Origin of the sequence: Brevundimonas lutea (genome assembly GCF_003704105.1) — a bacterium.
GTDB classification, from domain to species: domain Bacteria; phylum Pseudomonadota; class Alphaproteobacteria; order Caulobacterales; family Caulobacteraceae; genus Brevundimonas; species Brevundimonas lutea.
Genome location: NZ_QUOQ01000003.1, coordinates 97809 through 122036 on the forward strand (window position 1 = coordinate 97809; position 24228 = coordinate 122036).

Consider the following 24228-nt stretch of genomic DNA (forward strand, 5'->3'; position numbering starts at 1 on the left):
GCGGCGGTCGCCCTTCCTCACGGGCGGATTGTGGCATATGACCGCCGTCGAAATGAACGCCCGCCTTCCGAAAAAGATCGCGCTGACGACGGCGGGCCTGACCGCCGGTCTCGCGTTGCTGGGCGGGTGCGCAGCCACCCCCTTCGATACGGTGACCGACGAGGCCTCTCCGGTGTCGGCCCGCGTCGATGCCCTGGTGGCCGCCAATCGCGAGTATCCCCGCTGGGAGGATTTTCCTCCGGAGCCCGTCGGCCTGCCCACTGCGACCCAGATCGCCGCCGAGGTCAGCACCTTGGGCGTGACGCAACAGGCTTTGTCGGCCGAGGTGGAGGCCATCGAGTGGGACACCGAGGATCCCGCCGCCTTGGGCGCGGCCATTCAATCGCGCGTGGATCAAACACTCGCCGCGCCGATCGCCGTCCAGACGCGTGAGGACATCGAGGCCGAGGCCGAGAGACTGCGTCGGCGCGCAACGCCGCCGCCGCCCATCGACCGCGACTGATCGCCCAGGACGCCCGGGCCCTACGACCGAGACTGACACAGTCTGTCTCCAGACCTTCACCCGGACCTGCGAATCCGGGGACAACAGCACCCGAGGAGACACCATGACCGCTTCCGCGAAAGGCCTTGACGCCGCCACTTGGGCCGCCTTGGTCGCCCAGGCCGCTGAGGTGACCGAGCGCGCCGCCATCGCCGCGCACCATCTAACCGGTCGTGGCGACGAAAAGGCCGCCGATCAGGTGGCTGTGGACGCCATGCGCACCGCCCTGAACGCCCTCGATATTCAGGGCCGGATCGTCATCGGTGAGGGCGAGCGCGACGAGGCGCCCATGCTGTTCATCGGCGAGGAGGTGGGAACCGGCAAGGGACCGGCCATCGACATCGCCCTGGACCCGCTGGAGGGCACGACCCTGACGGCCAAGGCCATGGCCAACGCCCTGGCCGTCGTCGCCTTTGCACCTCGGGGCGGCCTGCTGCACGCGCCCGACACCTATATGGACAAGATCGCCATCGGGCCGGGCTATCCAGCCGGAACGGTCGACTTGGACAACAGTCCGGAGGACAATGTCCGCGCCCTCGCCAAGGCCAAGGGTGTGTCGCCGGAAGACATCACCGTCTGCGTCATGGACCGGCCGCGACACGCCGAACTGATCGCGGCGCTGCGTTCGGTCGGCGCCAAGGTGCTGCTGATCACCGACGGCGACGTCGCGGGTGTGATCCACACCGCCGAGCCTGAGACGGGCATCGACCTCTATCTCGGCTCCGGCGGGGCGCCTGAAGGCGTGCTGGCGGCCGCGGCCCTGAAATGCGTCGGTGGCTTCTTCCAGGGCCGTTTGATCTTCCGCAATGACGACGAGCGCGAGCGCGCGCGCCGCACCGGCGTCACCGACTTCGAGCGCAAATACGCGCTGGACGAACTGGTCTCTGACCAGGCCATCTTCGTCGCCACCGGCGTGACCAAGGGGGCCATGCTGGACGGAGTGCGGGTCTCAGGGGGCCAGGTGTCGACCCATACGGTGGTGATGGATTCGGCCTCCAAGACGGTGCGGCGCATCCACACCGTGCGCCCGGCCTGATGGCCGACGGCGGCGCCCTGGCGGGACCTGTCGCCTTCTTGGGCGTCGAGCGGTCGCTGACCGACCGGGTCTGGCGCCAGCGCGCCGCCGATCCGGCCGTGGTCCGCGCCCTTAGCCAGGGGCAGGGGCTGAGCGAACCCCTGGCGCGGGCTCTGGCGGCGCGCGGCGTCGATGCCGACGGCGCCGAAAACTTCCTGCGTCCGACATTACGGGCGTTGTTTCCCGATCCGTCCAGCTTCACCGACATGGATACGGCGGCCGAGGCCATCGTCGATGCGGTTCAGGCCGGGCGACGCGTCCATGTGTTCGCCGACTACGACGTGGACGGAGCTTCCAGCGCGGCCCTGCTGATCCGCTGGTTCCGGGCCATGGGGGCGGAGCTGCCCTTCTATGTTCCCGACCGCCTGACCGAAGGCTATGGCCCCAGCCCCCGCGCCTTCGAGACGCTGAAGGGGCAGGGGGCCGAACTGGTCATCACCGTCGACTGCGGCGCGGCGGCGGTCGAGGCCGTGGCCCACGCCTGTTCGATCGGGCTGGAGGTGGTGGTGATCGACCACCACCTGATGCGCGACCGCCCACCCGCCTGCCGCGCAGTGGTCAATCCGAACCGGCCGGGCGACAGGTCGGGCCAGGGCGATCTTGCGGCGGCGGGGGTGGTGTTCGTGCTGCTGGCCGCCCTGAACCGCGAGGCGCGGCGGCGAGGGATGTTCGCCGACCGGCCCGAGCCCGACCTGCGGGCCTGGCTAGACCTGGCCGCGCTGGGGGCCATCTGCGACGTCACCCGCCTGACCGGCTTCAATCGGGCGCTCGCAAAGTTGGGCCTCCAGGCCATGTCGAGCTGGTCCAATCCGGGTTTGAGGGCTCTGCTGTCCGTCGCCGGCATGGAGCCGGGTCCCGCCAAGTCCAGCCACGCCGGCTGGGTGCTCGGGCCGCGGATCAACGCCGGCGGCCGCATCGGCCGCGCCGACCTGGGCGCGCGCCTGCTGTCCACCGACGACCCGGCCGAGGCCCATGATCTGGCCGAGGAGCTGGACGCCCTAAACACCGCCCGCCGCGAGGTCGAGCGCGAGGTCACCGAGGCCGCGGTGCGCCGCGTCGAGGCCGCAGGCGCCCACGCCGACGACAGCGCGGTCATCGTGGTCGAGGGCGAGGACTGGCATCCCGGGGTGGTCGGAATCGTCGCCGGACGCCTGCGAGAGCGGTGGCGAAAGCCCGTCGTCGTCATCGGCGTGGATCCCGCCACAGGGGTCGGCAAGGGCTCGGGCCGGTCCCAGCCAGGCGTGAACCTGGGCCGGGCGGTGCAGGGGGCGTTCGACGAGGGCCTGCTGCTGTCCGGCGGCGGTCACGCCATGGCGGCGGGCCTGGCCGTGGCGCCGGGTGGTGTCGCGGCGGTGCGCGAGCGGCTAAACGCCCTGCTGGCCGGGGAGTGTGCCGATGCGGCGGCCCTCGACGCGCTGGAAATCGACGCCCTGATTGAACCGCGCGCCGCTACCCGCGACCTGTTCGACCAGTTCGAGCAGCTGACCCCCTTTGGCCCTGGCAATCCCGAGCCGGTCTTCGCCCTGTCCGGCGTCCAGGCGCGCGAGCCGGTGGCCATGAACGGCGGTCATGTGCGCTGTCGTCTGGTCGCCCCGGACGGCGCCTCGATCCGGGCCATCGCCTGGCGTGTGGCGGACCTCCCGAGCGGTCGCGCGCTCCTGAACGGGCAGGGCGGGCTGGACGTGGCGGGGCGTCTCAAGGCCGATGACTGGAACGGTCGCCGGGGCGTCCAGTTCGAGATCGACGATATTCACGACCCGCGCCGCAGCTGAGGCGACATTCGCGCCCCGAAAGGGGTTGCGACCTACGGAATCGGCGGCTATATCGCCCGCTCTCCGCGCAGCGGTCCCTTCGTCTATCGGTTAGGACGTCAGGTTTTCAACCTGAAAAGAGGGGTTCGATTCCCCTAGGGACTGCCACGCGGAGCCTTTCAGCCCCCTTCGCATTTTGATCTGGCTTCGCCATTGGCGAAGTATGCGACAGGAACGGCATGAGCGAACCCGCAGCCCTCAAACACCCGGCCCATCCCTCGGTCAGCGCCGAGGGCTTTTCGGGCCAGGACGACATCTTCTTCGCCGCAGTCGAGATGACGCGGATGCCGATGATCGTCACCGACCCCAACCTGCCGGACAATCCGATCGTCTTCGCCAATGTCGCCTTTCACGAGCTGTCCGGCTACGCGACGGACGAGCTGGTGGGCCGGAATTGCCGGTTTCTCCAAGGCGAGGACACTGACCGCGAGACGGTCGCCGCCGTCCGCAATGCGATCGAGAAACGCACCGACATCGCCGTCGAGATCCTCAACTACCGCAAGGATGGCTCGGCCTTCTGGAACGCCCTGTTCATCAGCCCGGTGTTCGCGTCCGATGGTCGGCTGCTTTACTTCTTCGCCTCCCAGCTGGACGTCTCGCGACGCAAGGACGCCGAGGACGCGCTGCGTCAGGCCCAGAAGATGGAGGCGGTTGGCCAGCTGACCGGCGGCATCGCCCATGACTTCAACAATCTGCTGACCGTGGTGATGGGCAATCTCGATTCGGCGCTGACCCGGACCGACGATCCGGCCCTGCGTCGTCGATTGGAGGCCGCGCTGGAAGCGTCGAGGCGCGCCGAAACCCTGACCGGCCAAATGCTGGCTTTCGCCCGCAAACAGCGACTGGACGGTCGGCCGACCAATCTGAACCGCCTGGTCGATCGGCTGCGCGAACTGGTGGATCGCACCCTCGGCTCGTCCATCGAGATCGACAGCGCTTTCGCGGACGATCTGAAACTGGCGCGGGTCGACCCGGTTCAGGCCGAGGTGGCGCTGCTCAACATCCTGATCAATGCGCGTGACGCCATGCCGGACGGGGGCAAGGTCTGTATCCGGACGCACAACCGAAGCTTGGGTCCCGGGAACGCCTTGGGCCTCACGCCTGGTGAGTACGTGGAGCTCACTGTCGAAGATTCCGGCGGGGGCATTCCTCCGGACATCCTGTCGCGCGTGACCGAGCCCTTCTTCACCACCAAGGAGGTGGGACAGGGGACCGGCATGGGCCTGGCCATGGTCTATGGCTTCATGCGGCAGAGCCATGGGCGGCTGGAGATCGACTCCGTCGAGGGGCAGGGCGCCACGGTGCGTCTGATCTTCCCCTCGGCCGCCGGGGAGGAGGCGACCCCGTCCGAGGCTCCCGGCCGGGCCCCTCGCGGCGGGACTGAGACGATCCTCATGGTGGAAGACAACGCCGAGGTGCGCCAGATGGGCTGCGGAATTCTCGAGGATTTCGGCTACACGGTCGTCACCGCCGCCACGGCCATCGAGGCTCTGCAACGGATCGACGATGGTGTGATGTTCGACCTTCTGTTCACGGACATCGTCATGCCGGGGGGCATGAACGGGGTCACCCTGGCCAACGAGGTTCACAAGCGCGACCCGCAGCGCAAGATCCTGTTGACGACCGGCTGGGCCGACCGCGCCGTCGATATCGGCGACGAGGCCGAACGCGCGGGGTACGAGCTGATCGGCAAGCCCTACCGCCGCACCGACTTGGCGCGCCGCGTGCGTGCGGTGCTGGACGGCGCCTCAGGCGTGTGAGCGCTTCCAAGCGTTGCTTATCGAAATTCGATATTTTCAGTTGGGATAACCGTGTTAAGCTGACCCATCCGCCGAGGTAAGGCGGCGAGGGGGCTATGACGAGTATCGAGACCGAGGCGCTGGAAGCGCCGGCGGCCGTTGCGATCACAGGTCGCGTTAAGTGGTTCGACGCCGGCAAGGGGTACGGTTTCATCGTGCCGGACGATCCGTTGCTGACGGATGGTCGGGACGTTCTGTTGCACATCACCAGCCTTCGCGACGCGGGGCACCAGACGGCGGGCGAGGGGGCGGCGATCCGCTGCCAGGTCGCGCGCCGCCCCAAGGGCTGGCAGGTCGTCGCCATCGAGGATTTGGAAGCCTTTGCCAGCGCCCCGCCGCCTCGGCAATTTGAGGGCGATCTCCTGCGACGTCCCTCGCGGCCCGCGCCGACGCCTCTGCCCGGAGACGCCGAGGCGGCCGTGGTGAAATGGTTCAATCGCACCAAGGGCTACGGTTTCGTGGTGCGCGAGGGCCAGGACGACGATATCTTCGTGCACATCGAGACGCTGCGCCGCTGCGGCCTGGCCGATCTGGCGCCCGGGGATCAGGTCCGGGTCCGGTTCGCTCAAGGGCCTCGCGGACTGGTTGTGGCGGACATCCAGTCGGGCGACTGATCCTCGCCCTTCGAGTAAGAGGGCGTGTTCATGTCCATGATAAAAAACGCTTTGCTGGCGGCAGGTTTATCCCTCGCCCTGACGGCCTGCGCCGGGCGTGAGCCGCCGCCCGAAGGACCGACCGGCGAACCGATGCAGCGGCTCAGCGTCGTCACCGACAACGGCCAGCACGACTTCTGGGTCGAGATCGCCGACACCGAGGCGGAGCGCGCCCAAGGCCTGATGTTCCGGCCTCCGCTGGGCGACGACCGGGGCATGCTGTTCCAGTTCGATGATAGCGCCGAACGCAGCTTCTGGATGCGCAACACGCCCAGCCCGCTGGACATCGTCTATATCGATGGGGCGGGCCGGATCGTTTCCATCGCCCGCCACACCACCCCCAACTCCGACACCGGCATTCCGTCGAACGGCGCCGCCACGGGCGTGCTGGAGGTCCGCGCCGGCCGCATGGAAGAAATCGGCGCCGAAGCGGGTGACGAGGTCCGGCATCCGTTCTTCGAAAACTAGGGGACTGGTCGGAGCGGCAGGATTCGAACCTGCGACCCTCTGCTCCCAAAGCAGATGCGCTACCAGGCTGCGCTACGCTCCGAACCGCGCGCTTCTGACATGGCGGAGCCACGGCCGCAACGCGCTTCGGCCCCGCCCAAAAAGAAACCCCGCCAACTTGCGCCGGCGGGGCTCTTCAGACGGTGATCGGGTCGATCAGCCGGCTTGCAGTTGGCCGGCGGACATCTTGCCGCTGCGCTTGTCCTGCTCCAGCTCGTAGCTGACGGTCTGGCCCTCGTTCAGGGTGGCCAGGCCGGCGCGCTCGACGGCCGAGATGTGCACGAAGACGTCATTGCCGCCTTCGCTGGGCTCGATGAAGCCGAAGCCCTTGGTGGGGTTGAACCATTTGACGGTGCCGGTAGCCATATCATGACCTCCAGTTGGCGTGGGATCGATGGAGAATTCCAGCGGTCCTGTCGGTCTAGGGAAACGGCGGATCTCAATGCGTAGCAGAAGAGATAGTGCGTAACGCAGAGATGTCGACGGGGACTATATGGACCTGCACAGCGGCGAAATAAAGCCCTCTCTGCATTTCGTCGCATCTGATGCGCCTTGAGCCCCGTCCAAAGCGTTGTATGACGACGCCACGCCCGTCGTCACCGAGACCCGCCCATGCTCGCCCGCATCTATCGCCCGGCAAAGACCGCCATGCAGTCCGGCAAGGCCAAGACCCGCGACTGGATTTTGGAATTCGAGCCCGCCTCGGCGCGCACAATCGACCCCCTGATGGGCTGGACCTCCTCGACGGACATGAACGGCCAGGTGCGCCTGACCTTCGAGACCCAGGAGGAGGCGGTCGCCTATGCCGAGCGCCACGGCATCGCCTTCCGCCTGGTCGAGCCCAAGGCCGCCCCGATGATCCTCAAGGCCTATGCCGACAACTTCGCCCCCGGCAGACGCCAGCCCTGGACGCACTGATTGGCGGCCATCGCGCTTCGCGCTACTTGAGCCAAGTATTTGCCTTAGCGGCTATCGCGCCTTGCGCTACTGAGCCGCTCGATGCGCCCGTAGCTCAACCGGATAGAGCATCCGCCTTCTAAGCGGACGGTTGCAGGTTCGAGTCCTGCCGGGCGCGCCAATTCGTTCACCTTGGCGCTTAAATCTTCGCACACCCGCGTGTGCCAAGGTACGCGTATGGAACGCCTGACACCCACCCAAGCTACGGCCTTCCAGGCCGTCCTCGATCGCCTCGACGCCGCCGACCGAGCGCGTGTCGACCAGGCCGCGACCGCCGCCGTGCGGCCCGCCCGCGAAAGCGCCTCGCACTGGAATTTCGACCTGCCGGCCGAGGCCGCCGACACGGCTCTCGGCGAGGGCGCGTCCGACGCGATGCGACGCGGTCTGGTCGCCCGCTGGGCGCTGGACCTGCCGGCGACGGCGCGCGACGCCGACCTGCCGCCCGAGGTCATGGAGCTTTACCCCTACTGGATCGACAAGCTAGCCGACTTCCTGACCGCCGGCGCCGATCCCTATGATCGCGACTATTGGGCCAAGGACGTGCGCTTCGTCCTGGCGCTGAGCGTGCCGGGCGCGCGGACCCAGACCATCGACCTGTCCTCGCCGCTGGGGCCGGGCCAGATCGTCCGAAACGGCCTGGGCGGCCACGGCTGGGCGCCTTTGCTGGCCTATGTGCGATCGTTCGGCTGGAACAAGCCGTGGCTGGAGGTGCACACCGAGGCGCGCCAGCTGGAGGATTTCAACGAGGCCGGCTGGGATCGCGCCTGGGCCACGGCGGCGGCGATCTGCGAGCGCCGGCCCGAACTGGGCGGCATGATCGGCTCGTCCTGGTTCTATGATCCGCCGCTGGAGACAATCAGCCCTCGTCTGGCCTATCTCAGGCTCAATCCGCTGAAGGGCGGCGCCTTCATCGTGCACCAGGGCCCGGCGCCGATCCACAGCGAACGCGCGGCGGCCTCATCGCCCACGCGGCGGGCCATGATCGAGTCGGGCGAGTATGTTCCGAGCGGCTGGCTGGTGGCCTGGCCCCGCGCCGAACTGATCGCCTGGGCCAAGGGCCGCGTGGTCGAAGAGGTGCGCGAGGCGGCCTAGCCGCCCATCCGGCCCCACGCTTCGCCCACCGGCAGGATGTCCAGGTCGGCGGCCCGTGCCAGGCGGATCAACTGATCCAGATCCTCGACCGTGCAGCCATAGGGCGTTGGCCGGTCCGAGACGTCGTGGCCATAGGCGATCAGCCAGCCCCGGCTGTCGGCCGTCTGCTGAACCAGCGCCTCCAGGTCGTATCCGGGCAAGCGGCGGCTCTCCAGACCGATGGCTTGGAGATTGGCGCGGTCGGCGCGGCCGGCGTTGATCCCGTCGCGCACACCCCGTCCCAGGTCGAACCGCCCGGCGATCACCGGCTTGGCCTCCAGAGCGCAGTCGCCGAAGGGATAGGCGAAGGTCGTCATCCGATAGCCGTGCAGCCGTTCGCTCACCCAGCGGGCGTTTCGCTCCAGGCTGGCGGCCAGATCGGCCGGACTGAGCCTCAAGACGCTGGCGTGTTCATAGGTGTGGCAGCCGACCTCGTGGCCGGCCGCGTGCAGGGCCTGCAGATGCTCGGTCTCGAACTGCGGCAGGTCGAGGTTACGCCCGCCCGCCAGGCCGCCACAGACATAGTAGGTGGCCTTGACCCCATGCTGGGCCAGCACAGGTCCAGCCTCGGTCCAGGCGGACATCGGAATGTCGTCGAAGCTGAGGCTCAGCACGCCCCGCGCGGGGCGGACGGCCATCGGCTTGCGTTCGAGATAACGCGCCGCCCGACGCCGCATCTGATCCAGTCGGTGCTGCATGCGGAGGAGGGTGGCACGCCGCCGGTTAAGGGCGGATTTCGATACGACTATCGGCTGTCCTAGCTCAGCCACCCACCCAGATTCCACACCGGGACGATCATGAGGATGGCGATCACGACCGCGACCACAAACGGCGCCGTCCAAAGCGCCAGATGCACCCAATCGACCCGAGGGCGCCGTCGTCTCATGGGACCACCCCGGCAAACGCGCCCTCGAGGTCTGCGATCAAATCGTCCGCATTCTCCAGTCCAATGTGCAGGCGGATTAGCGGGCCTTCCAGCCTCGGCGGGGCCTGTCTGAAGCCCAACTGACCCGTCTCGTGCGTCGCCAGGCTCTCGAAGCCGCCCCAGGAATAGCCGAGGCCGAACAGGGTGAGGCGGTCGAGGATGGCTTCGGCCTCGGCTTCCGCGCCCCCGTTCAGCACCACGCCCATCAGACCGGCCGCGCCGGTGTAGTCGCGCGCCCAAAGATCGTGGCCGACCGAGCCGGGCAGGGGCGGGTAGAGGACGCGGGCGACCTTGGGATGGTCCGCCAGCCACTCCGCGACCTGCAGCGCCGAGGCGGCGTGGCGGTCCAGCCGGGTCTTGAGGGTACGGGCGCCGCGCAGGGCCAGCCAGGCGTCGTCGGGCGAGACGTGGCCGCCCAGGTCCTCGGCGGCCTGATGAATGAGGCGACCCAGCCGCGCGTCCGCCGTCGCCACGGCGCCCATCAGCAGATCGGAATGGCCGCCGACATATTTGGTCAGGGCCTGGACGCTGACATCGACGCCGTGGACCAGCGGTTTGAAGGCCACACCGGCCGCCCAGGTGTTGTCCATGATCGTGACCACGCTCTTCGCCCGCGCGGCTGTGGCCAGGGCCGGGACGTCGATCATCTCGAACGTCAGGCTGGCGGGAGATTCGATCAGCACGATGCGGGTCCGTTCGCCGATCATGGCGGCGATCTCGGCGGCCGTGGCCTCGGCCGGGTGCAAGCGCGTGGTCACGCCGCGCTCGGCCATGAAGCGCGTCAGGAAGCGGCGACTAGGGCCATAGACGGCGTCGGTGGTCAGCACCTCGTCGCCGGCCCGCGCCAGAGCCAGGATCGGCAGGGTCACGGCCGACAGGCCCGACGAGGTCAGGGTCACCCGTTCGGCCCGCTCCAGATCGGCGACCAGCTGGGCCAGGGCCCGCTGCGGCGCCAGGCCGTCGATGCCATAGACCGGCCCGAGGCTCTCGTCGCGCATGACGCCAACCGACGGGTTCAGCAGGGTCGAGGCGCGCTCCACCGGCGGGCTGACCGGCCGTCGGCCCTCGGTCGGCCGTGAGGTCGCGGCTCGGATCAGGCGGGTGGAGTCGTGTTCGCTCATCGGCATTTCATTTGCGGCTATCGCGCCTCGCGCTACTTGAGCCGTCCATTTCGGCGGGTCCAAGGTTGCCACGGGGGCCTCGGGCCTTCTAACACCGGATGCGGGGGGAAGCGGAGGCGCACGATGACGGAATTCGGCGCGGCGGCCAGAGGGGCCGTCCTGACCCTGGTCTCGGGCCTGGTCCTCATGGCCTGCGGCGACCGGGGTGCCGAGCCGGAGGCCGAGGTCGCCCCGCCCGCGCCGATCGAAACCGGAGAGATCGAACCGCAGGAGAGCGAAACGCTGGCCGCCATCCGCGCCCGCGGTCGGCTGAACTGCGGCGTCAATGAGGGGCTGGTCGGCTTCGCCTATACCGACAATCGGGGTCAGTGGCGGGGCTTCGACATCGACTTCTGCCGGGCTCTGGCGGCGGCGGCCCTGGGCGATCCGGACGCGGTGCGGTTCGTGCCGCTGAACACCCAGGACCGCTTTGCCGCTTTGCGGAGTGGCCGGGTCGATGTGCTGTGGCGCAACACCTCCTGGACCATGACCCGCGACGGCGGCGAAGGCCTCGAGTTCGCCGGGGTCAACTACTACGACGGCCAGGGCTTTCTGGTGCGGCGCGAGCTGAACCTGACCAGCGCATCCGAGCTGAACGGAGCCCGGGTGTGCGTCCAGGCTTCCTCGACCACCCAGCTGAATCTCGACGACTATTTCCGTAGCCGCCAGCTGGAGTACACGCCCGTGGTGGTGGCCAGCGAGCGCGAGGCGCGCGACGCCTATGACCGCGAGGAATGCGACGCTTTCACCGCCGACCTGTCGGCCCTGGCCGCCGCGCGTACGGCGCTGAGCGCGCCCGGCCAGCACGCCGTGCTGCCCGACGTCATCTCCAAGGAGCCGCTGGGTCCCGTGACCTCCAGCGACGACGCGGCCTGGACCGACATCGTGCGCTGGACCCTGAACGCCGTGATCCTGGCCGAGGAGTTGGGCGTCACCCAGGAGACCGCCGAGGATCTTGCGGAGACGTCTCCCGATCCGCGCGTGCGTCGCCTGCTGGGCGCCGAGGGCGAGTTTGGCGCCATGCTGGGCATGGAGCAGGACTGGGCCCTGCAGGCCATCCTGGCCGGCGGAAACTATGGCGAAATCTTCGACCGCAATCTGGGTGAGCGGTCGGCGCTCGACCTGGCGCGCGGTCTCAACGCACAATGGAACGCTCAGCCCCGTGGCCTGATCTACGGCCTGCCGATTCGCTGAGCCATGGGACTTCCGAGGGGGAACACCGCATGACCATGACGACCGACGCGCCCGTGGTGCGCAAGAAGCTGGCGCTGCACTGGTGGATGCTGATCGGGTTCGCCGTCGGTCTGCTCGGCGGTCTGGCGGTCAATCTGACCGGGTCGGGCGACGCCTTCGCCGTCCAGTGGGTGATCGACAACATCACCGGCCCGGCGGGTCAGATCTTCCTGCGTCTGCTGTTCATGCTGGTCATCCCGCTGCTTTTCTCGGCCCTGGTCATGGGCGTGGCGGAGATGGGCGACCTGTCGGCGCTCGGTCGGGTCGGCTGGAAGACGTTGCTGTTCACCATCTGTGTGTCGGCCATCGCCGTGGTCATCGGACTGGTCCTGGTCAATGTGCTGCGGCCCGGCGATGGGGTGGATCCGGTGCTGGCCCAGCAGCTGTTGGCCCAGGGCGCCGAGGGCGCCGCCGGTATCGTCGGCAACGCGCCCGAGGGCGTCAGCGCCGGCTCGTTCTTCCTGGAGATGATCCCCTCGAACATCTTCCTCGCGGCCAGCGAAAACCAGATCCTGTCAGTGATGGTCTTCGCCCTGCTGTTCGGCATTGGCCTGGTGCTGGCCAAGAGCCCGGCGACGGACCGGCTGCAGGAGACCATCGAGGGCCTGTTCGAGGTGATGATGAAGCTCATCACCCTGGTGATCCGGCTGGCCCCGATCGCAGTCGCCTGCCTGATGTTCAACCTGGCGGCGGTGTTCGGCTGGGACCTGCTGATCCGGCTGGGGGCCTTCGTCGGCGTGGCCGTGCTGGCCATGGCGATCCACATGTTCGTGGTCTATCCGATCCTGGTCTGGAGCCTGGGCAAGCGTAACCCAATCCAGTTCTTCAGCGACATTCGCGAGGCCATGGTCGTGGCCTTCGCCACCTCCTCGTCCAACGCCAGTCTGCCCGTGGTGCTGAGGGTCGCCGACGAGACCCTGAAGCTGCCGCGCCGCATCGCCCGTTTCGTGCTGACCGTCGGCGCCACGGCCAACCAGAACGGCACGGCCCTGTTCGAGGGCGTCACGGTGCTGTTTCTGGCCCAGTTCTTCGGCATCGAACTGTCGATCGGTCAGCAGGTGGTTGTCATGCTGGTCTGTATCCTGGGCGGCATCGGCACGGCCGGAGTGCCCGCCGGCTCGCTGCCGGTCATCGCCATGATCCTGGCCATGGTCGGGGTGCCGCCCGAGGGCATCGGCCTGGTGCTGGGCGTCGACCGCTTCCTCGACATGTGCCGCACCACCCTGAATGTGGCCGGCGATCTGGTGGTGGCCACGGTGGTGTCGCGCGGCGAGCCCGACATCAGCGCCGAGGACGCGGCCGAGCTGGATCCGGCCCGGCCCGTCGTCGCCTGACGTCATGGAGGCGCCGTCGCCGCCCGCCTATCGCCTGGTGCGGGTCCGCGACGGCGGCGCACCGGTCGGGGACGGGCTGCGGCGCTGGCTGGGGAAGGTCTCGCCGCTTCATGGGCTTGGCGCGGCCATCGGGTTCGGGCGTCGGTTCGACCACGTCGTGGAGCAGCGGGCGGCGCGGGGGCGCGGGGCGGCGGTGTCTCCAGGCCAGGCGCGACTGGTGTTCGGCGAGGCGCTGGACCTGCGGATCGATCCTGTCCGACTGACCCACAGACTGGCCGACGCCTGGGACGACGACGGCGACGTGCGCAGCGCCGACCAGGCCTTCGTGGATGGCGGCGACTGGCGCGAGATCACCTATCCGGTCAGCGACAGTCGCTCGCATGTCGAGATGCTCGACCTCTGCCGTTGGCGCGCGGACTTCCGACGCACCAGCCGTTACCGGGTGCTCGCCGAGCAGATCGCGGCGGGCCAGGCGCCGCGCCGCGACGGCGTCTCCTTGAAGTCGATCTCCGATCTTGACCGTCACTATCTGCGGGGGCTCGCCCTGATTGAGAGCCTCGAACGCCAGGGGCTGCAGGCCGTGAGCCGGGCGTCGTCCGAACGGCGACCGCCTCCCGCCCTCCGGCGCGCGCCGTGGCGCGAGTGGGTGGAGCGAGACATCGGGGTGGCGGTGGCGGCGGACGGTGCCCTGGTGCGTCATACCTGCGGTCGGCATCGGTTCGCGGCGGCCCAGGGGCTCGGTCTCGCGTCTATTCCCGTCGAGGTGCGGCTTATCCACGCCGGCTGGCTGGCTGCGGCGGCGACCCGTCTGGGCTTGCCGCCCCATCGCGCGCTGCCGATCGCGCTCAGCGAGGTGGAGGCCCGGCATCGCCGGTGACCACCGGCCCTCCGTCATCGGCGCCCCATTCGGCCCAGCTGCCGTCGTATAGCCGGTTGTCGCGGCCCAGCACCGCAAGCGCCAGGCTGAGCACGGCCGCGGTCACACCGGACCCACAGGTGGTGAGGGCGATCTGGTCGTCTTGAAGGCCCGCGTCTCGGAAGGCCGCGGCCAGCTGGTCGCCCGGCTGCAGATGGCCATCCTGGGTCAGGAGACCCTTGAACGGCAGGTTCGCCGCGCCGGGCATGTGGCCGACCCTCAGCCCCGGCCGAGGCTCTTCGGCTCGGCCCGTGAACCGGGGCTCGGGGCGTGCGTCGAGGACCCGCCGCGCCGGATCATTCAGGGAGGCGGCGACATCGGATCGATCGGCGACGGCCTCGGCGTCCAGGCGGGCGTGGAACGCCACCGGCCTGGGCCGCGTCATCGGCCCGGTCTGCAACAGACGCCCTTCCGCGCGCCAGGCCGGCAGGCCGCCGTCCAAAACCCGAACCCTTTCGGCGCCCATGACCCGCAGCATCCACCAGGCCCGGGCGGCCGAGAACAGGCCCAGGGCGTCATAGACGACGATGTCGTCGCTCTCGCGGATGCCCAGCGCGCCCATCGAGGCCGCGAAGGCCTCGGGCGACGGCAGCATGTGGGGGAGGGAACTGTCCTGGTCCGACACCGCGTCCAAATCGAAGAAGCGGGCTTTGGGAATGCGCGCCGCCTCGAAGGCCTTGCGGGCGTTGGTTCCGTCCAGATGCCAGCTGGCGTCGAGGATTCTCAGATCGGGGTTGCGCAAGTCCCGCTCGAGGTCGTCGGTCGAGATCAGCGGGCCGGTCATGACGCGCCCTAGGCCTCGAGCACGAGCTGGATCACGTCCGTTCGGCGAGACCGGAATCCCGCCTCGCAATAGGCCAGATAAAAGCGCCACAGTCGGCGGAATCGCTCGTCGAATCCCATCCGTGCGATGCCCGGCCAGGCGGCGTCGAACCGCCGCATCCATTCCGCCAAGGTCTCGGCGTAGGACAGGCCGAACCGCTCCACCGCCGACCAGCTCAACTCGGCCCCCGCAATCACGGGCTTCAGCGTCGCCTCGCTGGGCAGCATGCCGCCGGGAAAAATGTATTTCTGGATGAAGTCGGTCCTCTTGTTGTAGCCGCCGAACAGCGCGTCCTGGATGGTGATGATCTGCAGGCCGGCCTTGCCGCCGGCGGTCAGCGACTGGCGAATCTTGCCGAAATAGGCCGGCCAATATTCCTGGCCGACCGCCTCGAACATCTCGATCGATGCGACCCGGTCGAAGCGACCCTCGACGTCGCGATAGTCGATCAGGCGGATGTCGGCGCGGTCCGTCAGTCCTGCCCGTGCGATCCGCTCGGACGCAAAGGCGTGCTGTTCCCTGGAGATGGTGATGGCCGTGACCTGGGCGCCGATCTCGCGCGCGGCGTATTCGGCGAACCCGCCCCAGCCGCAGCCGATCTCCAGCACGCTCATGCCCGGCTTCAGGTCCATGGCCCGCGCCAAGGTTTCGTATTTGCGCACCTGGGCCGCCTCGAGGCTATCGTTGGGCCCGGCGAACACCGCCGAGGAATAGGTCATCGAGGGGTCGAGCCAGGCCGAATAGAAGGCGTTGCCCAGATCGTAGTGGGCGTGGATGTTCGACTTGGCGCCGGCTCGGCTGTTGCGGTTCAGCCGGTGACCGACCCAGTTGACCACCTTCATCAGCGCGTTGCCGTCGAACAGCCGGCGAATGTTATCGTGATTTCGGGCCAGGGCCTCCAGCAGGGCGGCGAGATCGGGCGTGTCCCATTCGCCTTCCACATAGCCCTCGGCGAATCCGATATCGCCGGAGCGCAGCACCCGGCGCGCGAAACGCCAGTCGTGAATGGTGATCGCGCCCCTGGGGCCCGGTTCGGACCCGGTCATGTCATGGGTGGCGCCGCCCGGCAGGGTGACGTGCAGCCGTCCGATGCTCCAGTTCTGCCCAAGCAGGCGCAGCAGCATGCGCGCCACCGGCGGCGCGCCGTGCGGAATTGGATCCTGCTGATAGGCGACAGCGGTCATGGGGCCTCAATCCTCGGCGTCGGACGATCCGACTGACTTGAGCGCGTCAAGCGCCCGCTTGCGCGCCTCGGCATGATCCACGATCGGGCGCGGATAGTCACGGCCAAGCTTGACGTCCGCGCGCTCCAGCGCCTCGGCCGGCGCGGTCCACGGCGCATGCAGCCAGCGCCTGTCGAGCCGGGAAAGCTCGGGAACCCATTTCCGCACATAGGCGCCGTCGCCATCGAATTTCTCGCCTTGGGTGACCGGGTTGTAGATACGGAAATACGGCGCCGCGTCGGCCCCGGATCCCGCGACCCACTGCCAGTTCTGCACATTGTTCGCGAGATCGGCGTCCACAAGGGTGTCCCAGAACCAGGCCTCGCCCTCGCGCCAGTCGATCAGCAGGTCTTTGATCAGGAACGACGCCACGATCATCCGAACCCGGTTGTGCATCCAGCCGGCGGCCCACAGCTGGCGCATGCCGGCGTCGACGATGGGATAGCCGGTCTGGCCGCGTTTCCAGGCCTCCAGCCCTTCTGCGTCGGTGCGCCAGGGCATGCGGTCGTACTCAGGGCGGAAGGCCTTTTCGACCATCTGCGGGAAGTCGTGCAGCAGATGCGCCGAGAACTCGCGCCAGGCGACCTCGGAGGCGAACTTATCGGCCTGGGCGGCGGGCCCCCGGCTGTCGCGCGCCGCCTCGATCGCTCGCCAGGGACTGATCTCGCCCCAGTGCAGGTGCGGCGACAGGCGGCTGGTGCCCAGCTTGCCCGGGATGTCGCGTCCATCGGCATAGTCGTCCAGGGCCCCGTCCAGAAAGCGGCGCAAGGCGGCCTTGGCGCCGTCCTCGCCGGGCGTCCCGTCGAAGTCTTTCGACCAGTCGGGCCGGGTCGGGTGCAGCTTCCAGTCGTCGATGTCGTCGCTCTGCAGACGCGACACGGACTTCATCTGCCGTGGTCCCGTCGTGTGCGGCGGCGGCTCGGCCGCCTTCCACAGTGCGTTGGCGAACGGGGTATAGACCTTGTACGGACCGTCCGTCTGGGTCCGTATCGTCCCCGGTTTGGCCAGGGTCAGGCCGTCGAAGACCTCCACCTCGACCCCGTCCGCCTCCAGCCCCTGACGAATGTCGCCGTCGCGCTCGGCCGCCTCGGGCTCGACCAGTCGGTTCCAGCACACCCGCGCGGCGCCCGTCTGCTCGACCAGGCGGCGAAGTTCGGCTTCGGAATCCCCGCGTCGCAGGATCAGGGGCGCACCCTTGTCTTCCAGCGCCCCAGCTAACGCCCGCAGCGACTTGTCCAGCCACCAAAGAGACGCCGCGCCCATCGGCCGGCCCAGCAGACTGTCGTCCAGGATGAAGACCGGAACGACCCGATCGGCCTCGGCGGCGGCGTTCAGGGCCGGGTTGTCGGCCAGGCGCAGGTCGCGCCGCAGCCACAGGATCGCTGTCGTCTCGTCAGTCGCCATGCTCGGCCCCCGCATGCTAGCTTGCGGCATCGAACGCGCGACGCCACCTGTTGGCCGCATCGCCCCGCCGCAAACCAGCCTCCCGCAGATCCGAAGGACCGATCCGTGAGCCGACCCAACGCCGTCATCGACATTTCCGAGGGCCTGTCGCGCCCCGTCTCCATCGGCGGCGGCCAGCGCATCGTCTTCATCGCCGGTCCGTGCCAGCTGGAGAGCCGCCAGCACGCGCTGGAGATGGCCTCGGCCCTGAAGGAGATCGGCCAGCGGCTGGACGTCGGCATCATCTACAAGACCAGTTTCGACAAGGCGAACCGGACCTCGGCCGGCGCCGCGCGTGGTTTTGGCCTAGAGGGCTCGCTGCCGATTTTCGCCGAGATCCGCGACACCCTGGGCCTTCCCGTTCTGACGGACGTTCACACCGAGGAGCACTGCCGAATCGCCGGTGAGGTGGTGGATGTGCTGCAGATCCCCGCCTTCCTCAGCCGTCAGACCGATCTGCTGCTGGCCGCCGCCGCCACCGGCAAAGCCATCAACATCAAGAAGGGCCAGTTCCTCGCGCCTTGGGACATGAAGAATGTCATCGCCAAGGTGACCGGCGCCGGAAACCCTAATGTCATGGCCTGCGAGCGCGGCGCCAGTTTCGGCTACAACACTCTGGTTTCGGACATGCGCGCCCTGCCGGTGCTGCGCGACATCGGTTGCCCTGTAGTGTTCGACGCCACCCACAGCGTCCAGCAGCCGGGCGGGCAGGGGACCTCCTCGGGCGGCCAGCGCGAGTTCGTGCCGGTTCTGGCGCGCGCCGCCGTGGCCGTGGGCGTCGACGCCGTGTTCATGGAAACCCACCAAGACCCGGATAATGCGCCGTCTGATGGCCCGAACATGGTGCCGCTAAATCAGTTCGAGGCCCTGGCCGCCGAACTGATCGCCTTCGACGACTTGGCGCGCAAGAGCGGGTTCAAGGGCGAAGCTAGGGCGGCGGCCTGACTGGACGCCGCGCCGCCCGCGAGATAGCTCCGTGACCATGGACCTCGGCCAGCTTCAGAGCCTGCTCGATCGGATCAATGGGGTCAGCGTCGCCTGCGTCGGCGACCTGATGCTGGATCGCTATGTCTATGGCGAAGTCAGCCGCATCTCGCCTGAAGCGCCCATCCCGGTTCTCAAGGCCCAGCGCGAGGTCGCCATGCCGGGCGCCGTTGGCAATGTGGCTCGAAACGTCGCGGCCCTGGGCGGTCGGGCGCGGCTGGCCGGGCTGATCGGTGACGACGCCGCGGCGCGTGAATTGAAGGCCGCCCTTGGGCGCGAGGAGGGCATCGACACCTTCCTCCAGGTCGCGGGCCATGGCGTCACGACGGTCAAAACGCGCTTTGTTGCGGCCGGGCAGCAGTTGCTTCGGCTGGACGCCGAAACCGAAGCCTCTGGTGGCGACGTCTTGGTCAAGACGCAGGCTTTCTCAGACAGTTCCGTCATTCTTCTCTCAGATTACGCCAAGGGCGCGGTGAGCGAAGCCGTGGCGCGCGCCGCGGTCGCCACGGGCCAGCCCGTGATCGTGGATCCCAAGGGCCATGACTTCGCCCGCTACGGCGCCGTGGCGGTGATCAAGCCCAACGCCTCCGAACTGGCCGCCGCCACCGGTCTGCCGACGGGAACAGACACCGAGGTCGAGGCGGCGCTGAACGCGCTGATGGAGCGCTGCGAGGCCCAGGCCCTGATCGTCACGCGTGCGGGCAAGGGCATGAGCCTGATGCGGAGGGGCGCCCCCGTCGTCCACGTCCCCGGCCGGGCGCGCGAGGTGTTCGACGTCTCCGGCGCCGGCGACACGGTGCTGGCGGCCCTGGGCCTGGCCATCGGGGCGGGCGCGGATCTGGAGGAGGCGGTGGCCTTCGCCATTCTGGCTTCGGGCGTCGTGGTCGGGAAGAGCGGCACCGCCGTGGTGACGCCCGCCGAGCTGATCGACGCCGAGATGACCGGCCATGCCGCCATCGCTCACGCCAAGGTCACGCCGATCGACATCCTCTACGAGGAGGTCGAAGCCTGGAAGCGGCAGGGTGTTCGCGTCGGCTTCACCAACGGCTGTTTCGACATCCTGCACCGGGGCCACGTCGCCTATCTGGCCCAGGCGCGCGGCTGGTGCGACCGGCTGATCGTGGCCCTGAACACCGACGAGTCGGTGCGACGGCTGAAAGGCGAGGGTCGGCCGGTCAACGACCTCGACAGCCGCGCCGTGGTGATCGGCGGCCTGGCCAGCGTCGACCGCGTCACCGCCTTTGACGACCCGACGCCTCTGGCCCTGATCGAGCGGTTGAAGCCCGATGTGCTGATCAAGGGCTCGGACTACACGCGTGACGGGGTGGTCGGCGGCGATCTGGTCGAGAGCTGGGGCGGCGAGGTGCGATTGGCGGACTTCAAGGACGGCTTTTCGACGACCCGCACCATCGAGAAGATGAAGGACAAGCCATGAGCCGCCCAATGATCGTGGTCACCGGCGGGGCGGGCTTCATCGGCTCGAACATCGTGGCGCGCCTGTCCGAGCGGGGCGGGGCCGATGTTGTGGTTGTCGATCGGCTGCGCGCGGCCGACAGCGGCAAGTGGCGGAATATCGCTAAACACGCCATCCACGATTTCTGGGCGCCCGAGGTTCTGTTCGATCAGCTGGAGCAGCACGGCGAGCGGATCGAGGCCGTGGTGCACATGGGGGCGGTGTCCTCGACCACCGAGTCGGACGCCGACCACATCATCCATTCCAACTTCACCCTCAGCCGCGACCTGTTCGACTGGTGCGCCGTGCGCGACCGGCGGCTGGTCTACGCCTCCTCGGCCGCCACCTATGGCGACGGAGAGGCTGGGTTCGACGACGCGGACGATCTTGAGAGCCTTAAATCGCTCCGACCGCTAAACGCCTATGGTTACTCGAAAAGCCTGTTCGACATTCACGCCCGCGCCAAGGCCGATCGGGAAGCGGCGCCGCCGCAGTGGGCAGGACTGAAGTTCTTCAACGTCTACGGGCCGAACGAATATCATAAGGCCGGCATGAAATCGGTCGTGGCCCAGATCTGGCCCAAGGTCGCGGCGGGCGAGCGGGTCGAGCTGTTCCGCTCGCACCGTCCCGACTACGCCGACGGCGAGCAACTGCGTGACTTCGTTTTCGTCGACGACGTGGTTGATATGGTTCTGTGGCTGCTGGACAGCCCCGAGGTCTCGGGTGTGTTCAACGCCGGATCCGGCCAGGCGCGATCCTTCCTCGATCTGGCCAGGGCGACCTTCGCCGCCGCCGGACACGAGCCCGACATCGGCTTCATCGACATACCCGAGGTGATCCGCGACCGGTATCAGTATTTCACCGAGGCGCGGATGGATCGGATCCGTTCCGCCGGCTGGACCGGCGCCTCCACGCCGCTGGAGGAGGGGGTCCAGCGCTACGTCCAGGATTTCCTGAGCCGGCCGGACCCCTATCGATGAAGGCGGCCTAGGGTGGCGCGCCGCCGAGCACGCCTGACCTTGCGCCAGGGTTGCGGCTGGCTGCTGCTGGTCCTGGTGCTGGTGGTCGCGGCCGGGATCGCCGTTTGGCGCGGCGACATCCTGCGGGCCAAGCTGGATCCCAATATTCCGTTCCAGGCTTACGACCCACCGCCGGCGCCCGATTACGCCGACCCAGGAGCCTGGGCCCTGCGCGACGCCGTGCTGCCCCAGGGCTCGGGCGACGCGGCGGTGTTCTTCGTGCACCCAACCACCTTCGCCGGCGCCGAATGGCTGGCCCCGATTGGCGACCCGCGCGCCGACGCCTTTCTGGAACGCGTCGTGCTGCCGAATTACGCCGGGCCGTTCGCGCGGGCGGGGGTGATAAGCGCGCCCCGCTATCGCCAGGCCGGCCTCTACGCCCGTCTGACGCTGCGTGATGACGCGCGCGAGGCCCGCGCCTTCGCCTATCGCGATATCGCCGAGGCCTTCGAGGCCTGGCTGGCGCGCCATCCCGAAGGGCCGATCGTGCTGGCGGGGGTAGAGCAGGGGGCTGATCTTCTGGACCGGCTTCTCCGCGAGCGGGTGGCCGCCGATGAGGCGCTGCGGGGCCGTCTGGCCGCGGTCTATCTGATCGACACCCTGGTCCCGGCCGATCGCTACGATCAGGATGCCGCCGTTCTGGCCTGCACGTCCCCGATCCAAGTGGGCTGCGTCGTCGCTTGGTCGGCAGTGGGCGAGGGCGACGAGAGCGCGGTCAACCGCCGCCTGCGCCGCGCCGTGGTCTGGAACGATCAGGGGTGGCTGGAGGACCTGGGCGAGCGCACGCCCCTGTGCGTCAATCCCGTGCTCGGCGCGGCCAGCGACCAGGCCGCCGACGCCCGGCGCCATCGCGGCGGGGCCAGCGCCACGGGCCTCGAATGGGGCGCACGGCCGCCGATCCAGTCGCGGCTGACGGCGACCCAGTGCCGTGACGGCGTGCTACGCTTCAGCGAGCCAAATTCGCCCGCTTTCCACCCGGAAGGCAGCTGGACCGAGCGGCGAATGGCAAGCCCCTACAATCTGTTCTGGGCTGATCTTGAACAGGATGTCGAAGGGCGTCTGACCTTCTGGCGCGAGGCCAATCCGGTCAGTCGCTCCCCGGCCGGTGCGAGCGCCAGTCGAACAGCGCCTCCAGAACCTGGATCGCCCGACCCCGCTCGGTAACCAGTTCGGGATCGCGGTTGAGCACCAGTCGGGCGTCGTCATAGGCCGCCATCATCAAGCCCCCGTGCCGCACCGGATCGGCGAAGCGATAGGCCGGAAACCCGCTTTGGCGCAGGCCCAGAGGATCGCCGCCGCCGCGCAGACGAAAGTCCTCCTCGGCGATCTCGAAGCCGTCGTCGGTGCGGCGCAGGGTCTCGAGCCGCTGGCGCGCCGTCTCGCCCAACTCGCCGCTCTCGCCCGAGCCGTACAGCAGGATGCAGGAACTGGCCCGCTCGCCGCGCCCGACGCGTCCGCGCAGCTGGTGCAGCTGCGCCAGGCCGAACCGGTCGGAGTGCTCGATGACCATGATGGTGGCGTTGGGCACATCGACCCCGACCTCGACCACCGTGGTGGCGACCAGAACGGGGATGGTCCCGGCGGCGAAGGCGGCCATGACGCTCTCCCGATCCGGGCCCGGCATCTGGCCGTGCGCCAGCCCGACCTCGACGCCTAGCCGGGTGCGCAGCTCGACCACGCGGCCCTCGGCGGCGGCCAGGTCGGCGGCCTCGGATTCGGCGACCAGCGGGCAGATCCAGTAGGCCTGCGCGCCCTCGGCCACGGCGCGTTTGAGCCGCTCGGCCACCTCCTCCAGCCGGGCCAGCGGCAGGACCGCCGTGGTGATTGGGGTGCGGCCAGGCGGCTTCTCGGTCAGGCGCGAGACCTCCAGATCGCCGTACTGGGTCATCTCCAGGGTGCGCGGGATGGGCGTCGCCGACATGGTCAGCAGGTGGACCGCGCCCACGGCCGGGTCGCCCTTGGCCTGCAGCCGCTGGCGTTCGTTGACCCCGAACCGGTGCTGCTCATCGATCACCGCCAGGCCCAGCCGCCTGAACCGCACGCCATCCTGGAACAGGGCGTGGGTGCCGATGGCGACGCCGGCCGAGCCCTCGGCCAGCGCCAGCAGCCGGCCGCGCCGCTCGGCCGCCGTGTCGCGGCCGGTCAGCAGCACGGTGTCGATGCCGGCGCGGGCGAACAGAGGCGCCAGGCGCTCGTGGTGCTGGCGCGCGAGAATCTCGGTCGGAGCCATCAGGGCGGCCTGGACACCGGACGACGCCGCGTCGGCCATGGCCAGAGCGGCGACCGCCGTCTTGCCCGAGCCCACGTCGCCCTGCAGCAACCGGCCCATCTGGCGGCCTGAGGCCAGATCCCCGCGGATTTCGGCCAGGGCCTGAACCTGCGCGCCGGTCAAGCGAAAGGGCAGGGCGGTCTCGACGACGTCTGAGGCCTCGCCGGGGCGGATCACCGGAGCGGGGGCGGCGACCCGCGCCGCGCGACGGCGGGCCAGAGCCAGCTGGTGCGCCAGCAGTTCGTCATAGGCCAAGCGTTGACGGTGCGGCGCGTCCGGTCCGACATCCGCCTCGGTCTGGGGTTCGTGCAGCGCTTGGATCGCCGGTCGCCAGCCGGTCCAGCCCTGGCGCGCCAGCCAAGTCGAATCCTGCCATTCCGGCAGCTCGGGCGCCTGATCCAGCGCCGCCAGCACGATCCGCCGCAGCACCCGCGAGGTCAGGCCGGCTGTGGCCGGATAGACCGGCTCGGACATCGGCAGTTCGTCGATCTTGTCGAGGGTCAGCACATCCGGATGGGCGATCTGCACCTCGTTGTTGAACCGCTCGACCTTGCCGGAGACGATGCGTGGCTCGCCGCGTGGCAGCAGGCGCTGGACGTGCTGAGGCGAGCCGCCGAACCAGATCAGATGGACGAAGCCGGTGTCGTCCGACGCGCGGACCTTGAACGGCTGTCCGGGCTTCTTGGGCGCGATGTGGCTGTCGACAAGCACCTCCATCACGGCGATTTCGCCCTCGATGGCCTGAGTTGAGGTGGTACGCCGGCGGCGCAGCACGCCGGAGGGACTGAGGAACAGCACGTCGCGCACCAGCGGCCCCGCCAGCTTCTCGACGAGCGGCTTCAGGCGCGGGCCGACGCCCTTCAGGCTGTCGGACCCGGCGAACAGGGAAAAGAGAATCTCCGGCCGCATCACCGCTCAGTGTGGCGCCGGGCGTGGCGGAACGCTATGTGAACCCACCCAGTTGTTTGACCG

Annotated in this window: 23 protein-coding genes and 3 tRNA genes; 17 read left to right on the forward strand and 9 right to left on the reverse strand. The window is 68.8% G+C overall.

The annotated features are described in order from the left end of the window. Positions 1-37: 37 nt before the first annotated feature. The 7 genes from EES48_RS04460 to EES48_RS04490 all read left to right on the forward strand — a co-directional run bounded on the left by EES48_RS04460 (position 38) and on the right by EES48_RS04490 (position 6347). Entirely contained in the window at positions 38-502 is a 465-nt protein-coding gene (locus EES48_RS04460; protein ID WP_122465202.1) for a hypothetical protein, read from the forward strand. Between the two features lie 103 nt (positions 503-605). Then, entirely contained in the window at positions 606-1577 is a 972-nt protein-coding gene (glpX, locus tag EES48_RS04465; protein WP_122465203.1) for a class II fructose-bisphosphatase, read from the forward strand. Continuing rightward, positions 1577-3388, forward strand: a complete 1812-nt coding sequence (gene recJ / locus EES48_RS04470) for a single-stranded-DNA-specific exonuclease RecJ (protein WP_122465204.1) — start codon at positions 1577-1579, stop codon at positions 3386-3388. The genes glpX and recJ overlap by 1 nt, the downstream gene beginning before the upstream one ends. A 72-nt stretch (positions 3389-3460) precedes the next feature. Then, positions 3461-3535: transfer RNA gene (locus tag EES48_RS04475), tRNA-Glu, on the forward strand. Positions 3536-3606: 71 nt separating this feature from the next. Beyond that, positions 3607-5187 carry a histidine kinase famiy protein gene (locus tag EES48_RS04480; RefSeq protein ID WP_122465205.1) on the forward strand — a complete coding sequence of 527 codons (1581 nt, stop codon included), beginning with the start codon at positions 3607-3609 and terminating at the stop codon, positions 5185-5187. Positions 5188-5282: 95 nt separating this feature from the next. Further along, positions 5283-5840: a cold-shock protein gene (locus EES48_RS04485; RefSeq protein WP_122465206.1), complete on the forward strand. Its 558-nt coding sequence runs from the start codon at positions 5283-5285 to the stop codon at positions 5838-5840. 30 nt (positions 5841-5870) lie between these two features. Then, positions 5871-6347, forward strand: a complete 477-nt coding sequence (locus tag EES48_RS04490; RefSeq protein ID WP_122465686.1) for a DUF192 domain-containing protein — start codon at positions 5871-5873, stop codon at positions 6345-6347. 5 nt (positions 6348-6352) lie between these two features. On the opposite strand, the gene EES48_RS04495 is transcribed toward EES48_RS04490, so the two are convergent. Both EES48_RS04495 and EES48_RS04500 read right to left on the reverse strand, forming a co-directional pair. Next, a tRNA-Pro gene (locus EES48_RS04495) sits at positions 6353-6429 on the reverse strand. Between the two features lie 113 nt (positions 6430-6542). Next, positions 6543-6752: a cold-shock protein gene (locus tag EES48_RS04500; protein WP_122465207.1), complete on the reverse strand. Its 210-nt coding sequence runs from the start codon at positions 6750-6752 to the stop codon at positions 6543-6545. A 246-nt stretch (positions 6753-6998) separates the two neighbouring features. Here EES48_RS04500 and EES48_RS04505 point away from each other — a divergent pair, with 246 nt between their 5' ends. The 3 genes from EES48_RS04505 (at position 6999) to EES48_RS04515 (ending at position 8435) form a co-directional block, all read left to right on the forward strand. Beyond that, the gene (locus tag EES48_RS04505; RefSeq protein WP_122465208.1) at positions 6999-7304 is read left to right on the forward strand and encodes an ETC complex I subunit; all 306 of its coding nucleotides are present in this window, start codon (positions 6999-7001) and stop codon (positions 7302-7304) included. Positions 7305-7387: 83 nt separating this feature from the next. Further along, positions 7388-7464 (forward strand) — tRNA-Arg (locus tag EES48_RS04510). 56 nt (positions 7465-7520) lie between these two features. Further along, complete coding sequence (locus EES48_RS04515; protein WP_122465209.1) at positions 7521-8435, forward strand: hypothetical protein; 915 nt, start codon at positions 7521-7523, stop codon at positions 8433-8435. On the opposite strand, the gene EES48_RS04520 is transcribed toward EES48_RS04515, so the two are convergent. The 3 genes from EES48_RS04520 to metC all read right to left on the reverse strand — a co-directional run bounded on the left by EES48_RS04520 (position 8432) and on the right by metC (position 10520). Next, entirely contained in the window at positions 8432-9112 is a 681-nt protein-coding gene (locus tag EES48_RS04520; RefSeq protein ID WP_240623220.1) for a polysaccharide deacetylase family protein, read from the reverse strand. The two genes, EES48_RS04515 and EES48_RS04520, sit on opposite strands and share 4 nt — an antisense overlap. 119 nt (positions 9113-9231) lie before the next feature. Continuing rightward, the gene (locus EES48_RS15245; RefSeq protein WP_276309588.1) at positions 9232-9360 is read right to left on the reverse strand and encodes a hypothetical protein; all 129 of its coding nucleotides are present in this window, start codon (positions 9358-9360) and stop codon (positions 9232-9234) included. Continuing rightward, complete coding sequence (metC, locus tag EES48_RS04525; RefSeq protein ID WP_122465687.1) at positions 9357-10520, reverse strand: cystathionine beta-lyase; 1164 nt, start codon at positions 10518-10520, stop codon at positions 9357-9359. Before metC ends, EES48_RS15245 begins: the two co-directional genes overlap by 4 nt. A gap of 123 nt (positions 10521-10643) precedes the next feature. On the opposite strand from metC, the gene EES48_RS04530 reads away from it, so the two are divergent. Genes EES48_RS04530 through EES48_RS04540 form a run of 3 tightly spaced genes read left to right on the forward strand, consistent with a single transcriptional unit; the run spans position 10644 to position 14003 of the window. Further along, a complete protein-coding gene (locus tag EES48_RS04530; protein WP_205679351.1) occupies positions 10644-11753 on the forward strand; it encodes an amino acid ABC transporter substrate-binding protein in 1110 nt (369 codons plus the stop codon). 29 nt (positions 11754-11782) lie between these two features. Next, on the forward strand, positions 11783-13126 hold the full coding sequence (locus tag EES48_RS04535; RefSeq protein WP_240623221.1) for a dicarboxylate/amino acid:cation symporter: 1344 nt from the start codon (positions 11783-11785) through the stop codon (positions 13124-13126). Positions 13127-13130: 4 nt separating this feature from the next. Further along, the gene (locus EES48_RS04540) at positions 13131-14003 is read left to right on the forward strand and encodes a hypothetical protein (protein ID WP_122465211.1); all 873 of its coding nucleotides are present in this window, start codon (positions 13131-13133) and stop codon (positions 14001-14003) included. Here EES48_RS04540 and sseA read toward each other — a convergent pair. Genes sseA through EES48_RS04555 form a run of 3 tightly spaced genes read right to left on the reverse strand, consistent with a single transcriptional unit; the run spans position 13972 to position 17492 of the window. Next, positions 13972-14826, reverse strand: a complete 855-nt coding sequence (sseA, locus tag EES48_RS04545) for a 3-mercaptopyruvate sulfurtransferase (RefSeq protein WP_122465212.1) — start codon at positions 14824-14826, stop codon at positions 13972-13974. The two genes, EES48_RS04540 and sseA, sit on opposite strands and share 32 nt — an antisense overlap. A gap of 8 nt (positions 14827-14834) precedes the next feature. Beyond that, complete coding sequence (locus EES48_RS04550; protein ID WP_122465213.1) at positions 14835-16049, reverse strand: SAM-dependent methyltransferase; 1215 nt, start codon at positions 16047-16049, stop codon at positions 14835-14837. A 6-nt stretch (positions 16050-16055) separates the two neighbouring features. Beyond that, complete coding sequence (locus EES48_RS04555; RefSeq protein ID WP_122465214.1) at positions 16056-17492, reverse strand: cryptochrome/photolyase family protein; 1437 nt, start codon at positions 17490-17492, stop codon at positions 16056-16058. Between the two features lie 105 nt (positions 17493-17597). Here EES48_RS04555 and kdsA point away from each other — a divergent pair, with 105 nt between their 5' ends. The 4 genes from kdsA to EES48_RS04575 are packed head-to-tail and all read left to right on the forward strand — an operon-like array spanning position 17598 to position 22151. Further along, positions 17598-18476, forward strand: a complete 879-nt coding sequence (kdsA, locus tag EES48_RS04560) for a 3-deoxy-8-phosphooctulonate synthase (protein ID WP_205679352.1) — start codon at positions 17598-17600, stop codon at positions 18474-18476. Between the two features lie 37 nt (positions 18477-18513). Further along, positions 18514-19950 (forward strand): D-glycero-beta-D-manno-heptose 1-phosphate adenylyltransferase, encoded by a 1437-nt coding sequence (gene rfaE2 / locus EES48_RS04565; protein WP_122465215.1) that lies wholly within the window; start codon positions 18514-18516, stop codon positions 19948-19950. Beyond that, on the forward strand, positions 19947-20948 hold the full coding sequence (rfaD, locus tag EES48_RS04570) for an ADP-glyceromanno-heptose 6-epimerase (protein WP_205679354.1): 1002 nt from the start codon (positions 19947-19949) through the stop codon (positions 20946-20948). Before rfaE2 ends, rfaD begins: the two co-directional genes overlap by 4 nt. Positions 20949-20960: 12 nt before the next feature. After that, the gene (locus tag EES48_RS04575; protein ID WP_205679356.1) at positions 20961-22151 is read left to right on the forward strand and encodes a DUF3089 domain-containing protein; all 1191 of its coding nucleotides are present in this window, start codon (positions 20961-20963) and stop codon (positions 22149-22151) included. On the opposite strand, the gene recG is transcribed toward EES48_RS04575, so the two are convergent. Then, positions 22075-24165: an ATP-dependent DNA helicase RecG gene (gene recG / locus EES48_RS04580; RefSeq protein ID WP_122465217.1), complete on the reverse strand. Its 2091-nt coding sequence runs from the start codon at positions 24163-24165 to the stop codon at positions 22075-22077. The two genes, EES48_RS04575 and recG, sit on opposite strands and share 77 nt — an antisense overlap. Between the last annotated feature and the right edge of the window lie 63 nt (positions 24166-24228).